The 13356-nt window shown below is 71.5% G+C and carries 16 protein-coding genes; 10 read left to right on the forward strand and 6 right to left on the reverse strand.

All coding sequences use genetic code 11. From position 1 onward, the window contains the following. Positions 1 to 17: 17 nt before the first annotated feature. Positions 18 to 770, reverse strand: a complete 753-nt coding sequence (locus ACFWYW_RS31110) for a GNAT family N-acetyltransferase (RefSeq protein ID WP_379619313.1) — start codon at positions 768 to 770, stop codon at positions 18 to 20. A 69-nt stretch (positions 771 to 839) separates the two neighbouring features. Between ACFWYW_RS31110 and ACFWYW_RS31115 the strand changes: the two genes are divergently transcribed. Together ACFWYW_RS31115 and ACFWYW_RS31120 are read left to right on the forward strand one after the other, a co-directional pair. Further along, positions 840 to 1175 (forward strand): nitroreductase/quinone reductase family protein, encoded by a 336-nt coding sequence (locus ACFWYW_RS31115; RefSeq protein WP_379619315.1) that lies wholly within the window; start codon positions 840 to 842, stop codon positions 1173 to 1175. Then, positions 1172 to 1639: a pyridoxamine 5'-phosphate oxidase family protein gene (locus ACFWYW_RS31120; RefSeq protein WP_379619317.1), complete on the forward strand. Its 468-nt coding sequence runs from the start codon at positions 1172 to 1174 to the stop codon at positions 1637 to 1639. Before ACFWYW_RS31115 ends, ACFWYW_RS31120 begins: the two co-directional genes overlap by 4 nt. 1 nt (position 1640) lies before the next feature. Here ACFWYW_RS31120 and ACFWYW_RS31125 read toward each other — a convergent pair whose 3' ends face one another. After that, entirely contained in the window at positions 1641 to 2045 is a 405-nt protein-coding gene (locus ACFWYW_RS31125) for a MarR family winged helix-turn-helix transcriptional regulator (protein ID WP_379619319.1), read from the reverse strand. Between the two features lie 68 nt (positions 2046 to 2113). On the opposite strand from ACFWYW_RS31125, the gene ACFWYW_RS31130 reads away from it, so the two are divergent. The 4 genes from ACFWYW_RS31130 (at position 2114) to fmdA (ending at position 5296) form a co-directional block, all read left to right on the forward strand. Then, complete coding sequence (locus tag ACFWYW_RS31130; protein WP_379619321.1) at positions 2114 to 3160, forward strand: substrate-binding domain-containing protein; 1047 nt, start codon at positions 2114 to 2116, stop codon at positions 3158 to 3160. A 63-nt stretch (positions 3161 to 3223) separates the two neighbouring features. Further along, positions 3224 to 3439, forward strand: coding sequence for an FmdB family zinc ribbon protein (locus ACFWYW_RS31135; RefSeq protein ID WP_379619323.1), 216 nt, complete (start codon positions 3224 to 3226; stop codon positions 3437 to 3439). A gap of 5 nt (positions 3440 to 3444) precedes the next feature. Further along, entirely contained in the window at positions 3445 to 4056 is a 612-nt protein-coding gene (locus ACFWYW_RS31140) for an AmiS/UreI family transporter (protein WP_379619325.1), read from the forward strand. After that, on the forward strand, positions 4049 to 5296 hold the full coding sequence (fmdA, locus tag ACFWYW_RS31145) for a formamidase (RefSeq protein WP_379619327.1): 1248 nt from the start codon (positions 4049 to 4051) through the stop codon (positions 5294 to 5296). Before ACFWYW_RS31140 ends, fmdA begins: the two co-directional genes overlap by 8 nt. A 7-nt stretch (positions 5297 to 5303) precedes the next feature. On the opposite strand, the gene ACFWYW_RS31150 is transcribed toward fmdA, so the two are convergent. Beyond that, a complete protein-coding gene (locus ACFWYW_RS31150; protein ID WP_379619329.1) occupies positions 5304 to 5627 on the reverse strand; it encodes a PLD nuclease N-terminal domain-containing protein in 324 nt (107 codons plus the stop codon). A gap of 139 nt (positions 5628 to 5766) precedes the next feature. On the opposite strand from ACFWYW_RS31150, the gene ACFWYW_RS31155 reads away from it, so the two are divergent. Both ACFWYW_RS31155 and ACFWYW_RS31160 read left to right on the forward strand, forming a co-directional pair. Continuing rightward, a complete protein-coding gene (locus ACFWYW_RS31155; RefSeq protein WP_379619331.1) occupies positions 5767 to 6573 on the forward strand; it encodes an LLM class flavin-dependent oxidoreductase in 807 nt (268 codons plus the stop codon). 36 nt (positions 6574 to 6609) lie between these two features. After that, the gene (locus tag ACFWYW_RS31160; protein ID WP_379619333.1) at positions 6610 to 7002 is read left to right on the forward strand and encodes a DUF3224 domain-containing protein; all 393 of its coding nucleotides are present in this window, start codon (positions 6610 to 6612) and stop codon (positions 7000 to 7002) included. Here the strand turns inward: ACFWYW_RS31160 and ACFWYW_RS31165 are convergent. After that, on the reverse strand, positions 6990 to 7760 hold the full coding sequence (locus ACFWYW_RS31165; protein WP_379619335.1) for an alpha/beta hydrolase: 771 nt from the start codon (positions 7758 to 7760) through the stop codon (positions 6990 to 6992). The two genes, ACFWYW_RS31160 and ACFWYW_RS31165, sit on opposite strands and share 13 nt — an antisense overlap. Before the next feature lie 63 nt (positions 7761 to 7823). Between ACFWYW_RS31165 and ACFWYW_RS31170 the strand changes: the two genes are divergently transcribed. Together ACFWYW_RS31170 and ACFWYW_RS31175 are read left to right on the forward strand one after the other, a co-directional pair. Beyond that, positions 7824 to 9293, forward strand: coding sequence for an FAD-binding oxidoreductase (locus ACFWYW_RS31170; RefSeq protein WP_379619337.1), 1470 nt, complete (start codon positions 7824 to 7826; stop codon positions 9291 to 9293). A 72-nt stretch (positions 9294 to 9365) separates the two neighbouring features. Further along, the gene (locus tag ACFWYW_RS31175) at positions 9366 to 10457 is read left to right on the forward strand and encodes a 50S ribosomal protein L11 methyltransferase (protein ID WP_379619339.1); all 1092 of its coding nucleotides are present in this window, start codon (positions 9366 to 9368) and stop codon (positions 10455 to 10457) included. On the opposite strand, the gene ACFWYW_RS31180 is transcribed toward ACFWYW_RS31175, so the two are convergent. After that, complete coding sequence (locus tag ACFWYW_RS31180) at positions 10447 to 11406, reverse strand: helix-turn-helix domain-containing protein (protein ID WP_379619341.1); 960 nt, start codon at positions 11404 to 11406, stop codon at positions 10447 to 10449. The genes ACFWYW_RS31175 and ACFWYW_RS31180 overlap by 11 nt on opposite strands. Positions 11407 to 11419: 13 nt before the next feature. Further along, complete coding sequence (locus ACFWYW_RS31185) at positions 11420 to 13183, reverse strand: asparagine synthase-related protein (RefSeq protein WP_379619343.1); 1764 nt, start codon at positions 13181 to 13183, stop codon at positions 11420 to 11422. Positions 13184 to 13356: the final 173 nt, after the last annotated feature.

Genomic DNA, 13356 nt, shown 5'->3' on the forward strand with positions numbered 1-13356 from the left:
CCGCTCCGGGTCAGTCTCTACTCGATGCGCAGGAAGCCGTGGGTGCGGCCCAGCGGCTCGAAGCCCAGCCGGGCGTAGAAGTCGCGGGCCCAGTTGTCGGTTCCGGTGTAGAGGAAGATCAAGGTGGCGCCGGCGGCCTCGGCCAGCATCGACTGCATGAGTGTGCGGGCGTGGCCTTTGCCGCGGTGCCGTTCGGCGGTGTACACGCTCTCGATCTGGGCGATGTCGTCGTGCACGTACAGGTCGGCGCGGGCGGCGACCTCGCCGTCCGGTGCCCGTACGCCGCGGAAGGCCACCGTCGCGGCGCCGCGTACGCGGTCCTGGATGCGCAGGGCCAGCGCCTCGACCTCCTCGTCGCGGGCGCCGGGCAGCGTCTCCCGCCAGTTCGCCCGGAGCACCGAGATCATCTCGTCGAGGCCGAGCTCGTCCGCGGCGGGTACGCCGGCCGGGACCTGGCCGCGGAACACCATCGTGAGGTACGGCGAGTGCTCGTACCCGGCGGCGGTGAAAGCGGGTGCGAAGGCGGCGCCGAGTTCGTCGTCGAGCACGTGGACGTAGCGGTGGCCCAGCCCGGCCAGCGCCTCGTCGGCCGCCGGGACGGCGGCGGCGGGGTCGTCGCCCGCCCAGATGATCAGCTTGTTGTCGTCGTGCGAGGCGGGGAAGCGGTCGTTCAGGACGGCCACGCCACCGGGTACCTCGATCGTCCGCCGCGCCTTGCGGAGGTTGAAGTCCCGCTGGAACCGGTGGACGCGGGCGAGTTCCTCAGACATGACACAGCAGCCTAAGGGCCCAGAGGGGGTCTGGAGGAAAGCTGAAGTCCCGCCCGCCATGCTGCCCGTATGAGTGACTTGGTGATCACGACAGTGGGCCGCAAGACCGGCCGTCTGCGAACGACGACACACGCCTACAGCTCCGACGACGGTCACTTGGTGCTGATAGGCCCAGGTTCGGAAAGGGGACCGCACCTGCCCGGCTGGTACCGGGACCTGGTCGCCCACCCCGAGGCCGACGTCCAGTTGGGCGACAGGAAGCTGCACGTCCGCGCGCACACCGCGCAGGGCGCCGAGCGGCGCAGGTTGTGGAACAAGCTGGTGGCCCGCCAACCGGTCTACCAGCGTTACGCGAACGCGGCCAGGGGCGAGATCCCCGTCGTGGTGCTGGAGGAGACGGCATGACGAAGTTCAGCGAGATCCAGGACGCCTTCGAGGCCTACATCGGCGACATCGTCTACGCCACCATGACGACCGTGGACAAGCGGAACCGGCCAAGGGCCCGGGTGCTGATCCCGATCTGGGAGATGGTGGACGGCGAGCCGCTGGGCTGGCTGGCCACGTACAGGACTCCGGTGAAGGCGGCGCATCTGGCCAACAACCCGCACACCACGTTCTCCTACTGGACCCCGCGCCAGAACGCGGTGAACGTCGACACGGTCGCGGAATGGGTGACGGACGTCGAGGTCAAGCGCCGCGTGTGGGACCTGTACCGCAGGACCAGCCCGCGCGGCGCCGGCTACAACCTGGGCAACTTCTGGACCAGCCCCACCGACCCGAAGCTGCACGTGCTGCGGCTGGAGCCGTGGCGGGTGCAGGTGATCCGCGGTACCGACCTGCGCAGCCAGATCTGGAAGAAAGGCGCGTAGGTCAGCGCAGGCGGGCGACGATCCTGGTCAGGACCTCGGCGAGCTGGGCCAGGTCCTCGCCCGCCTCCTGCTCCAGCCGGGCGCGTTCGCCCTCGACGGCCGTGTCCCACCGCCGCAGGGCCGCCTTGCCGCGGGCCGAGGCGTAGATGAGCACCCGCCGCCGGTCGGCGTCGTCGACCCGCCGGTACACCAGCCCCTGGGACACCAGCTTGTCCACGATCTTGGTGACGGTCGGCGCGGCGAGGATGACGTGCTCGGCCACCTGCGTCATCGGGTGCCCCTGGCCGTCGGCGAGCAGGCCCAGCACGCGCCATTGATCGACCGTGCCGCCGACCGAGGTGAGCGCGGTCGAGATCCGCTGGGTGAACTGGCGCTCGGCGAGCGTGAGCAGGCGTGCTGTCTCCATGTTCACTCCAGATTAACAGTTCACGCGCAAATACTTCGCGGATAAAGTGACCGCGAAAGGGGCGCGCCATGGACACTCTCGCGGTAGCCCTGGTGATCCCGTTGCGGGGCCCGGCCGGCATCTTCGGTCCCTCCTGCGAGTTGTGCGCCAGGCTGGCCGCCGACGAGATCAACGCCAGAAGCGGGCTGCTCGGCCGCGAGCTGGTCTTCCGCGTGGTCGACGGCGGCCGCCCGCCGCGCGAGGTCGCCGGCGAGGTCGACCGGCTGATCACCGCGGGCGAGGTGCAGGCCGTCACGGGCTGGCACATCTCCGCGGTACGGCAGGCCGTTGCCCCCCGGATAGCCGGGCGCGTGCCGTACCTCTACACCCCGCTCTACGAGGGCGGCGAGCACACCCCGTGGGTCTTCCTGACCGGCGAGACGCCGGGGCGGCAGCTGCGCCCGGCGCTGCGCTGGATGGCCGAGGAGCTCGGTGTCCGGCGCTGGACGGTGGTCGGCGACGACTACGTGTGGCCGAGGGAGTCGGCCAGGGCCGCCCGCCGCTATGTCAGGCAGGCGCGGGGCCAGATCGTGGACGAGATCTACGTGCGCCTGGGCACCGAGGACTTCGGCGGCGCGCTCGGCCGGATCGCCCGGGGGCGCGGCGAGGGTGTGCTCATGCTGCTCGTCGGCCAGGACGCGGTGGCCTTCAACCGGGCCTTCGCCGCTGCCGGGCTCGACCGCGACCACGTGCGCTTCAGCCCGCTGATGGACGAGAACATGCTGATGGCGACCGGCGCGGCCAGCACGCGCGGGCTGTACTCGGCGGCGGGATTCTTCGAGGGCCTGGGGACCGCGGGCAGCCTCGACCTCGGCGGGCGCTACCACGCCAGGTTCGGGCCCGACGCGCCGGTGCTCAACAGCATGGGGGAGTCCTGCTTCGAGGGCGTGCTGCTGCTGGGTGAACTGCTCAACCGGGCGGGGGAGCTGGACCTGCGCAGCATCGGGCGGATCGCCGAGGGACTGGTGTACGAGGGCCCGCGGGGCACGATGCGGATGCGCGGGCGGCATCTGGAGCAGGCGGTGTTCCTCGCGGAGGCCGAAGGCATGGACTTCCGCGTGCTGCAGCAACTCTGAGGTCTTGACAATACTTCCCAGAATAATAGTTTCTGTGTGAAGTATCTGGGCGGAGGAGTGACCATGGCTGTCTACGAGTACACGTGCCGGACCTGCGGGCCCTTCGACGCCCGGCACCCGATCGGGCAGGCGCCCGAGCAGGCCGCCTGCGAAGGATGCGGCGCCGCCGCGGCCCGGCGGTTCTCGCCGCCGGCCGTACGCCAGATCACGCCGGGGCTGCGGCGGGCCCTGGACGCGCAGGAGGCCAGCGCGCACGAGCCCCGAGTCGTCAGGAGGTGACGGCGATGGCCAGCGTGGGCCTGCTGTACGTCGGCGCGGTGCTGTTCGTCAACGCGATGATGCTGCTCGGCAAGGTCGAGGAGAAGGCCGCGGCGATCCTCAACCTGTTCGTCGGCGCGCTGCAGGTCGTGACGCCCACGGTGATCATCATGACCGCGGGCGGGGACCTGCCCACGATCATGGGCGCCTCCGGCATCTACCTGTTCGGATTCACCTATCTCTACGTGGGCATCGGCCTGCTGGCCGGGCTCTCCAGCACGGGCGTGGGGTGGTTCTCCCTGTTCGTGGCGATCTCCGCGCTCGTCTACGCCGCCCACAACGCCTTCGTCGTGGGCGACTACCCCTTCGCGGTCATCTGGGTGCTGTGGTCGTTCCTGTGGCTGCTCTTCTTCCTCGTGCTCGGCCTCGGGCGCGCGGAGCTCACCCGCTACACCGGCTGGGTGACGCTCGTCGAGGCCTGGCTGACCGCGGTCATCCCCGCCTTCCTCCTGCTCACCGGCCGCTACACCCCCTCGGCCACCCTCGCGCTCATCCTGGCGGGCGTCTGCGTCGTCGCCTTCGGCGGCCTGTGGATGTACGCCCGCGTCCCCAAAGAACGGGAGCCGTCCCATGCCTGACGTCGTCTTCTCCGTCGACCAGTCCCGATCCATGCGCGACCAGGCCGCGCCGGGACACAACCGCTGGCACCCCGACATCCCCGCTGTCGCCACCGTCCCGCCCGACACCTCGATCCGCATCGAATGCCGCGAATGGACCGACGGCCAGATCCTCAATAGCGACACCGCCAAGGACGTACGCGACGTCGACCTGTCGGTGGCGCACATGCTCAGCGGACCCGTGGCGGTCGAGGGCGCCGAACCCGGCGACCTGCTCGTCGTCGACATCCTCGACCTCGGTCCCGTCCCCCAGACCCGCGGCGAGGCGCCCGGCGAAGGCTGGGGCTACACGGGCATCTTCGCCAAGGAGAACGGCGGCGGCTTCCTGACCGAGGAGTACCCCCAGGCCTGCAAGGCCGTCTGGGACTTCCGCGGCCAGGTCGCCACCTCCCGCCACCTGCCCGGCGTGCGCTTCACCGGCATCACCCACCCCGGCCTGTTCGGCACCGCGCCCTCGCACGACCTGCTCGCCAAGTGGAACGAGCGCGAGCGCGCCCTCATCGCCACCGACCCCGGCCGGGTGCCCCCGCTCGCGCTGCCCCCGCTGGAGCAGGGGGTCCTGGCCGGCACCCTCGACGGCGCCGACCTCGAACGCGTCGGCAGGGAGGGCGCCCGCACCGTCCCCGCCCGCGAGAACGGCGGCAACCACGACATCAAGAACTTCTCCCGCGGCTCGCGCGTCCTCTACCCCGTGCACGTGCCCAGCGCCAAGCTCTCCGGCGGCGACCTGCACTTCAGCCAGGGCGACGGCGAGATCACCTTCTGCGGCGCCATCGAGATGGGCGGCTTCATCGACATGCACGTCGATCTCATCAAGGACGGCATGAGCAAGTACGCCGTCTCCACCAACCCGATCTTCATGCCGGGCAACGTCGAGCCGCGCTACACCGAGTTTCTGTCGTTCATCGGCATCTCCGTCGACCACAAGACCAACGAGAACCACTACAACGACGCCACCCTGGCCTACCGCAACGCCTGCCTGAACGCCGTGGAGTACCTCAAGCAGTTCGGCTACAGCGGCGAGCAGGCCTACCTGATCCTCGGCTCGGCGCCCATCGAGGGACGGGTGAGCGGCGTGGTCGACATCCCCAACGCGTGCTGCTCGCTCTACCTGCCGACCGCCATCTTCGACTTCGACATCAAGCCCACCGCCGAAGGCCCCCGCAGGGCCGACCGCGGCCGCTGCGCGGTGGCCCTGTAGATCCCGGCTACTCCTTGTCGTCCGGCTTGTCCTTCGGGGCGTTCCTGCGCTGCTCCTCGGCGCGCTCGCGCAGGCGGCGCAGGAACTCCTCGTCGTCGTCCGGGCTGGTCGCCTTCGCGTGGCCCGCCACGCGCGGCGGCGCCTGACCTTGCGGACGGCCCGCCACCAGCCAGAAAAGCGAGCCGATCAGCGGGAACAGCAGGACGATGATCACCCAGAGGATCTTGGGAAGGTTGCGCGCGGCCTCGTCGGGCGTGGTGATCGCGTCGAAGAGGCAGTAGATCCACAGCACCAGCGTGGCCAGCCCCATGGCTTGGTAGAGGTACAGCACGGGCGGAAGGTAACAGACGCGCCGACCCCTGTACAGCCACGGGAGTACGGCACCGGCCGCCCGCTGCGTCCGGTGCGGTAGGAGATCACCGGTCCTGTGGACGATGTCCCGGCGGCCGTCCGGAGAGAAGGTGGGAGGCATGACTTCTCACGCGTTCAGATTCGGAACCGTCGGGGGCTTCGCCGCGACGGGCGAGGCGTGGACCGGGCTGGCCCGGCGCGCCGAGGAGCTCGGATACTCCACGTTGCTGATCCCGGACACGCTCAACACCCTCTCCCCGTTCACGGCCGCCGCCGCTGCCGCCGCCGTGACCAGCAGGCTTCGGGTCGGCACGTACGTGGCGGCGGCGCCGTACCGGACTCCGGCGGTGGTGGCGCGTGAGGTGAGCACGCTGCAGGCGCTGAGCGGCGGGCGTTTCGAGCTCGGCATCGGCGCCGGGCGGCCCGGCGCCGAGCAGGAGGCGGCGGCGCTCGGCGTGCGGTTCGGCACGCCGTCCGAGCGGGTGGAACGGGTCGAGGAGACCCTCGACGCGGTGAAGGACGTCCCGGTGCTGATCGCGGCGGCGAGCACCCGGCTGCTGCGCCTGGCCGCCGAGCGGGCCGACACGGTGGCGCTCGGGCTGCCCGCGACCGCCACCGAGGACGATCTCGCCGCCAAGCTCGACGAGCTCTACGAACTGGCCGGCGACCGCTTCAACCGGCTGGAGATCAACACCAACCTGGCCGCCGTCGGCGACGAACTGCCCGGCTGGCTGTCCCAGCAGCTCGGCGCGGACCCGCGCGAGATCGTGGCCAGGGGCGGCTACGGCATCATGACCGGCTCCACCGACCAGATCGCCGACACGCTCCGCAGTCGCCGCGACCGCCTCGGCATCTCCTACGTCTCGGTCAGCGCCCAGTTCATGGAGAAGTTCGCCCCGGTCGTGGAACGGCTCGCCGGTACCTGACAGAAGGTGACAGGCATTCCTGCCACGCTGGGCTCCATGACAGCGAAAGGCACCTTCGACCTCGCGGACTGGACCCCTCAGCCGCCCTACGACGACCGCGACGGAGTCTCGCTCGGCGTCGTCACCCTGACCAAGACCTTCCACGGCGACCTGACCGGCACCAGCCTGGTCACGATGCTGATGGTGAGCACCCCGGTGGAGGAGTCGAAGGCGTACGTGGCGCTGGAGCGCGTCGACGCCACCCTGGACGGCCGCACCGGCGCCTTCACCGTCGCGCACTCGGCCGTCAGCGAGCCGGCCGGCCAGTCGCTGCGCGTCACGATCGTGCCCGACTCCGGCGTCGGCGGCCTGGCCGGAATCAGGGGCGAGATGGACATCCTCATCGCACCCGACGGCGCGCACTCCTACGTCCTCGACTACACCCTCTGAGCCAGCGCCACCACGGCGGCGATGAGCTCCGGGCCGTCGAGCAGGGTGCGGTCGTTGTGGTCGGCGTCCCGGACCTCGACCAGGGTCGCTCCCGGCGGGGCGGCGGCCCGGCTCAGGCCGGGCGGGATGATCGTGTCGCGGGAGCCGTACACGATGGTGACGGGGGTCCGCACCGTGGCGAGCTGCTCCTTCAGCGGGAAGCGGTCGCGCAGGAGCGGGCGTACCGGCAGGAAGGGGTAGGCGTGCTGACCGGCGTCGGCCAGGCTGGTGAAGGGGGAGCGCAGCAGCAGGCCGTCCGGCGGGACCTCGGTGGCCAGGCGCGTGGCGACGGCGGCGCCCAGACTCTCGCCGTAGTAGAGGACCTTCCCTGACAACGTCGCGCGGGCCGCCTTCGCGTCGAGCGCCAGCCCGTCCTCCGTGGGCGAGCCGGCGTTGCCGCCGTAGCCCCGATAGTCCATCAGGAGTACGGCGAAGCCCTCCCGCGCCAGCGCGGCGGCCAGCGGCGCGCGATGCAGGCGGTTTCCCGCGTTGCCGCCCATCACCATGACGGTGACGCCCCGGTCGCCGGGCAGATACCAGGCGCCGAGCTTCAGCCCGTCGGCGGTGGTGAACGTGACGTCGCGGGCACCGGGCAGGACCGTGGCGGCCGGTGGCACGGGAGCGGCGTCGGGCAGGTAGATGAGCCGCCGCTGGAACACCCAGAGCAACCCCAGCAGCAGCACGACCACGGCCAGCAGAGCCAGCACGGCCTTGATCACGCCAGTACCGTTCGAGCCATGGCTCCGATGATGTCCGGGCCGCCGATGATGTAGCAAGGACCCATGAGCCATTGGGCGTGGGGCGCAGAGCCGGATCTGGACGAGCTGCGGGGCATCGCCCGCATGATCAGCGGAAGCGATGACTTCGAGGAACCCGTCCCCTTCGACCGGGTACGGCTGCCGCCGCCACGGCTGGCCGTACCGGAGGCGTGGAAGGAGTTCGCCACCGCCGAGGCGCGCGCCCGCGCGGGCCGCACCTACGGCCAGGCCTACCGCGACCTCATCCGCGCCTACCGGGGCGACTTCGCCCGCGCGCCCGACCTGGTGGCGCTGCCCCGCACCGAGACCGAGGTCGAGCAGGTGCTGGAGTGGGCCACCGCGCGGCAGGTGGCGGTGGTGCCGCGCGGCGGCGGCACGAGCGTGGTCGGCGGCGTCGAGGCGCGCTTCGACGGGCCGGCGATCTGTCTTGACCTGACCCGGATGGACCGGGTCGTGGAGGTGGACCAGATCTCGCGCGCGGCGCTCGTGCAGGCCGGGGCGAGCGGGCCGACGCTCAACGCCCAGCTGCCCGACGGCCTGCAACTGCGCTTCTTCCCGCAGTCGTATGAGTTCTCGACGCTGGGCGGCTGGATCGCGACGCGGGCCGGCGGCCACTACGCGAGCCTGCACACCCACATCGACGACCTGGTCGAGTCGGTGCGCGCGATCACCCCGGCCGGGGTGTGGGAGTCGCGCAGGCTTCCCGGCTCGGGCGCGGGCCCCTCGCCCGACCGGATGCTGCTGGGATCCGAGGGCGCGCTCGGCGTGATCACCCGGGCGTGGGTGCGGCTGCAGCGCCGGCCCGCGCACAAACTGTCGGCGTCGGTCCGTTTCACCTCGTGGGAGCGGGCGGTCGAGGCGGTGCGCGAGCTGTCGCAGTCGGGGCTGCACCCGTCGAACTGCCGCCTGCTCGACGCCGCCGAGGCTCAGCTCGCGGCGGGCGGCGACGGCGAGCACGCGGTGCTCATCCTCGGCTTCGAGTCGGCCGACCACCCCGTGGACGCGGCCATGGCCAGGGCGCTGGAGATCGCCGGTGGCGAGACCGGCGGCGTACGCCAGGACAAGGAGTGGAAGGGCACCTTCACCCGGATGCCCTACTTCCGCAACGCCTTTCCCGGCATGGGCAGGGTGGTGGAGACGTTCGAGACCGCGGTCACCTGGGACCGGTTCCCGGCCCTGCACGAGGCGGTCATGGGCGCGGTGGACGCGACCTGCCGCTTCGCGTTCGTCTATCCGGACGGGCCGGCGCCCTACTACACGGTCTCCCTGCCCGCCGAGCGCGGCGCGGAGGTCGCGCAGTGGGACGCGCTCAAGGCCCGGGTCTCGCGCATCCTGCTCGACCACGGCGCCACCATCACCCACCACCACGCGGTCGGCCGCGACCACCGCCCCTTCTACGACGAGCAGCGGCCCGAGCCGTTCGCGCTGGCGCTGCGCGCGGCCAAGGACGCGCTGGATCCGGCGGGCGTCCTCAACCCCGGCGTGCTGGTCTGAGGTCCCTTTTGGCTGATCGCAGGCTTTAAACCGGTTGCCCGTCGCAAGGTGGCGTGACACCGTCGGAAGACGATGATCTCCTGGAACGAGGCGGGACACGAGCGGCGGGCAGCCTGGCGTTCGGCGGCGGGAGCACCCGAGCCCACACACGTCGAGCTCGCCGACGACGCCACCAAGGCCGACACCGCGCACCGCCTGGCCGCCGAGGGCACCGCGCTGCTGTGGACGGGCGACTACCACAACGCCCGGCAACTGCTCAGGGCGATGGACCGGCGCTGTCCCCGGCCCAGGCCGGGCAGCGGGTTCCACCGGCAGCGCCAGGCCCAGTCGCAGCGGGCCAGGATTCTGGGGATGCTGCTGGTGCCGTACACGGGAGAGCATGAGATCGCGCTGCGGCGCGCGCCCGACGTGCGCGAGGCCTGCGCCGAGGTCTACGGTCCGGCCGACGGCGCGGCGGTCGGGCCGCTGCGCGAGCTGCTGGGCGTGATCGGGGCGCACGAATGGCGGGCCAAGGGCGTCGAGGTCCCGGCGCTGGGCGAGCGCATCCACCCGCATTATGGGGTGTTCTCCCCGGTCAGGGGCGAATATGTCGACCTGGTCGCCCAGGCGCGGCTGCCCGACGCCGAGGTGGCCTTCGACGTCGGCACCGGCACCGGCGTGCTGGCCGCGGTGCTGGCCAGGCGGGGCGTACGCCGCGTGATCGCCACCGACCTCGATCCCGCCGCCCTGGAGTGCGCCCGCGACAACATGGAACGGCTGGGCCTGTCCGGCCGGGTCCTGGTCGAACAGGCCGATCTGTTCCCGGCGGGACGGGCGCCGCTGGTGGTGTGCAACCCGCCGTGGATCCCGGCCACGCCCATGTCCCCGCTCGACCACGCCGTCTACGACCCGGACAGCCGCATGCTGCGCGGCTTCCTGAACGGGCTGCGCGATCACCTGTCACCCGGCGGTGAGGCGTGGCTGATCCTGTCCGACCTGGCCGAACATCTTGAGCTGCGCTCCCGGCAGGAGTTGCTCGACTGGTTCGAGGAGACCGGGCTGGAAGTCGCCGGTCAGCTCCAGACCTCGCCGAGACACGGGCGGGCGGCCAAGAGCGACGACCCGCTGCACCGGGCGCGCGCCGCCGAGGTCACCTCGCTGTGGCGGCTGACCCTCACACGCTGAACGCGCGCCGGTAGGCCGACGGCGAGGTACGCATCGCGCGGGTGAAATGGTGGCGGAAGGTGACCGGGCTCTCGAACCCGACCGCCGCGCCGATCGCCTCCACCGGCGCGGTCGTGGACTCCAGCATGGTCAGGCTGGCCGCCACCCGCTGGGAGATCACCCAGCGCAGCGGGCTGGTGCCGGTCTGCCGCTTGAAATGGCGGATGAACGAGCGCTGCGACATGTGCGCCCGCATCGCCAGCTCGCGCACCGTGATCTGCTCGGCGAGATGGTCGAGCGCCCACGCCATCGCCCTGGCCACGCCGTCGTCCTCGCCGGCGGGCGTCACCGCGGCCTCGATGAACTGCGCCTGCCCGCCCTCCCGGTGCGGCGGCACCACGAGGCGCCGGGCCACGGTGTTGGCGGTGCTCGCGCCGTGGTCCCTGCGGACGAGATGGATGAGCAGGTCCAGCCCGGCGGCGCTGCCGGCGCTGGTCAGCACGTCGCCGTCGTCGACGTAGAGCACCTCGGGGTTGACCCGGATCTCCGGGTGACGCCGCTGGAGCAGATCGGCGTACTTCCAGTGGGTGGCCGCGTCCCGGCCGTCGAGCAGTCCGGCGGCGGCCAGGGTGAAGGCGCCGGAGCAGATGGAGACCACGCGGGCGCCGCGGGCGTGCGCCTCGCGGACCGCCCCGACGAGCGCCGGGGAGACCGGCCCGGTGAGGTCGGTGCCGGGGATGATGACCGTGTCGGCCGAGGTGAGCACGTCGAGGCCGTGCTCGGCGCGCATCGTGAACCCGCCGACCACACGTAGCGGGCCGTCGGTCTCGGCGCAGACCTTCAGGTCGTACCAGGGGACGTCGAGCTCGGGGCGGGGCAGGCCGAAGATCTCGACCACGCAGCCGAGCTCGAAGGGCGCCATCCCGTCGTAGGCGAGCACGGCGACGGTGTGCGGCCTGAACGGCATCATGGCCGGATAGTACCTACGGCCGGTACACCGTGACGCGTTCGAGCGCCTCGGGGCGTTTGCCCGGGTAGAGGCCAGTCAGCAGCGTGCTCACCGTGTAGAGGTTCCAGGCGGTGGCCGGTTTCCCCACCACCGGGCCGGCGAACAGCGCGCGTACCTCGTCCGGATTCACGATCGTCTCCAGCGCGTCGAGACTGCCCAGCACCTGCTCGCGCAGCACATCGGTGAGCGCGGGACCCGGGCTGGTACGCCAGCTCCACCCGCCGCCCGTCCTGGCCGCCGGCAGGTGCGGCGGCGGCACGTGCGACCACGGCCATCGCCCGGTCCGCCCGTCGACGAACCGCCACGGCTTCCCCTCGATCGGGATCTTCCGCAGCTTCGGGGCGAAGCGCAGGATGAGGGAGTAGATCGGCTCCTCCGACAGGCTCCAGCGCTGGTCCAGGCTCAGTGCGGCGCGTACCACCCGGTTGTCCAGGTAGGGCCGCACCGAGTCGCCGCGCCGCAGCGCGCCCGCGCGGGCGCTGGCCTGCCAGCGGCCCACCCGGTACGACAGGTAGACGTGGTGCAGCGCCTCCAGCTTGTCCGGGCGCTCCTGCCACGGCCTGGCCTGTTCGCGCGCGTGCTCGTTGGCCGCCGCGGTGAACAGCTTCTCGTCCTTGAGGAACGTGGCGCCGATCCGCCTGAGCAGCGCTCTGTCGCTCAGATCCGTCTGCAGCAGGTTGAGGCTCCCGGCGCGCAGCGTCTCGCCGCCCTGCCCGGACATGGTCGGCGTGGCCGAGTACGGCAGATAGCCCACGATCGACTCGTAGGCCGAGGTCATGCCCTCACAGGTACGCAGCGTCTCCCAGGCGCGCGCCAGTGGGTGCTCCACCAGCATCGCGTCGCGGTCCTCCGTCTGCGGCGGCGCGATGACCGTGTGCTCCAGCTTCAGCTCGGCCGCGATCCGCCGGGCGAGGATCACGTCCGGATGGGTGTCCAAACCGTTCGTCGTCACCCGGAACGGCACCTTCGCCGCGTGTAGCAGCGCCGCGAGGATGCGGGTGTCGCGCCCGCCGGTCAGCGCCAGGTTCACCGGCTCGGCCGCCGACCGCAGCGGCGCCACCGTCGCCAGCAGCGCCGCCGCCAGCTCGTCGAGCGCCGCACGCTTCTCCCGCCGCGTCGTGGGCGCGGGCGCCGCCCGCGGCAACTCTTCCCTGGTGACGGTACGGCTGCCGCCGCGCACGTCGAGCCGGGAGTTCGGCGGCAGCGCCAGCACGCCCAGGTACGGAGTCTCGTCCGACAGGAAGTAGCCGGATCTGACCATCGTCTGCAGCGCCATCACGTCGAACGACAGGCGTTCGTCGCGCTGGGCGATCAGGTGTGCGAGCAGGGCGCGGCTGGCCGCGATGTGCAGGTCGGCGGTCTCGGCGTAGAAGACGGGGCAGATCCGGTTGGCGGCGGTGGTGGCGGTCAGCATCCGGTCGCTCGCGGTCCACGCCGAGTAGCAGCCGCCGACGGACGGGTCGGGCAGGCGGGTGACGTCGGCCGGGTCGGCCAGGTGGCCGTTGACTCCCGTGACCTTTTCGTCGCCGGGGTGGAGGAGGGGTGGGTGGCGGGTGTCGTCGGGTTCGTTGGACCAGGCGAACAGGGAGACGCCCGCGCCGTGCCATTCCTGGCCGCGGATGACGTCGGGGGGCACGGGGAAGGCCGTTTCGATAGCGGACCTGGCCCGGTCGAGGATACGGGGATCTATCGCCTGGCCTTTCGCGGCCAGTCCCAAATAGACGCGCACGGCATCCATGCCTACCGGATGGCCCTGGCCTGGCACAACGGTCACGGTTCGAAAACACCGATCACATGGTGAACACGGTTTGTGCTCGCTTGCGTCACCGGCCCGGCCGGCGGTTATGCGGGTCCGTCATAGGGCGTGGAGGTGGTTATCCATGAAATTTCGTCCTTTAGCGGTAGGTGTCG

The sequence above is a fragment of the Nonomuraea sp. NPDC059023 genome (genome assembly GCF_042740095.1).
In the GTDB taxonomy this organism is placed as follows: Bacteria; Actinomycetota; Actinomycetes; order Streptosporangiales; family Streptosporangiaceae; genus Nonomuraea.

Coding starts and splice junctions, on each gene's coding strand:
- ACFWYW_RS31110 (WP_379619313.1), bottom strand. CDS start 770: ATGTCTGAGGAACTCGCCCGCGTCCACCGGTTCCAGCGGGACTTCAAC.
- ACFWYW_RS31115 (WP_379619315.1), top strand. CDS start 840: ATGAGTGACTTGGTGATCACGACAGTGGGCCGCAAGACCGGCCGTCTG.
- ACFWYW_RS31120 (WP_379619317.1), top strand. CDS start 1,172: ATGACGAAGTTCAGCGAGATCCAGGACGCCTTCGAGGCCTACATCGGC.
- ACFWYW_RS31125 (WP_379619319.1), bottom strand. CDS start 2,045: ATGGAGACAGCACGCCTGCTCACGCTCGCCGAGCGCCAGTTCACCCAG.
- ACFWYW_RS31130 (WP_379619321.1), top strand. CDS start 2,114: ATGGACACTCTCGCGGTAGCCCTGGTGATCCCGTTGCGGGGCCCGGCC.
- ACFWYW_RS31135 (WP_379619323.1), top strand. CDS start 3,224: ATGGCTGTCTACGAGTACACGTGCCGGACCTGCGGGCCCTTCGACGCC.
- ACFWYW_RS31140 (WP_379619325.1), top strand. CDS start 3,445: ATGGCCAGCGTGGGCCTGCTGTACGTCGGCGCGGTGCTGTTCGTCAAC.
- fmdA (WP_379619327.1), top strand. CDS start 4,049: ATGCCTGACGTCGTCTTCTCCGTCGACCAGTCCCGATCCATGCGCGAC.
- ACFWYW_RS31155 (WP_379619331.1), top strand. CDS start 5,767: ATGACTTCTCACGCGTTCAGATTCGGAACCGTCGGGGGCTTCGCCGCG.
- ACFWYW_RS31160 (WP_379619333.1), top strand. CDS start 6,610: ATGACAGCGAAAGGCACCTTCGACCTCGCGGACTGGACCCCTCAGCCG.
- ACFWYW_RS31170 (WP_379619337.1), top strand. CDS start 7,824: ATGAGCCATTGGGCGTGGGGCGCAGAGCCGGATCTGGACGAGCTGCGG.
- ACFWYW_RS31175 (WP_379619339.1), top strand. CDS start 9,366: ATGATCTCCTGGAACGAGGCGGGACACGAGCGGCGGGCAGCCTGGCGT.
- ACFWYW_RS31180 (WP_379619341.1), bottom strand. CDS start 11,406: ATGATGCCGTTCAGGCCGCACACCGTCGCCGTGCTCGCCTACGACGGG.
- ACFWYW_RS31185 (WP_379619343.1), bottom strand. CDS start 13,183: ATGGATGCCGTGCGCGTCTATTTGGGACTGGCCGCGAAAGGCCAGGCG.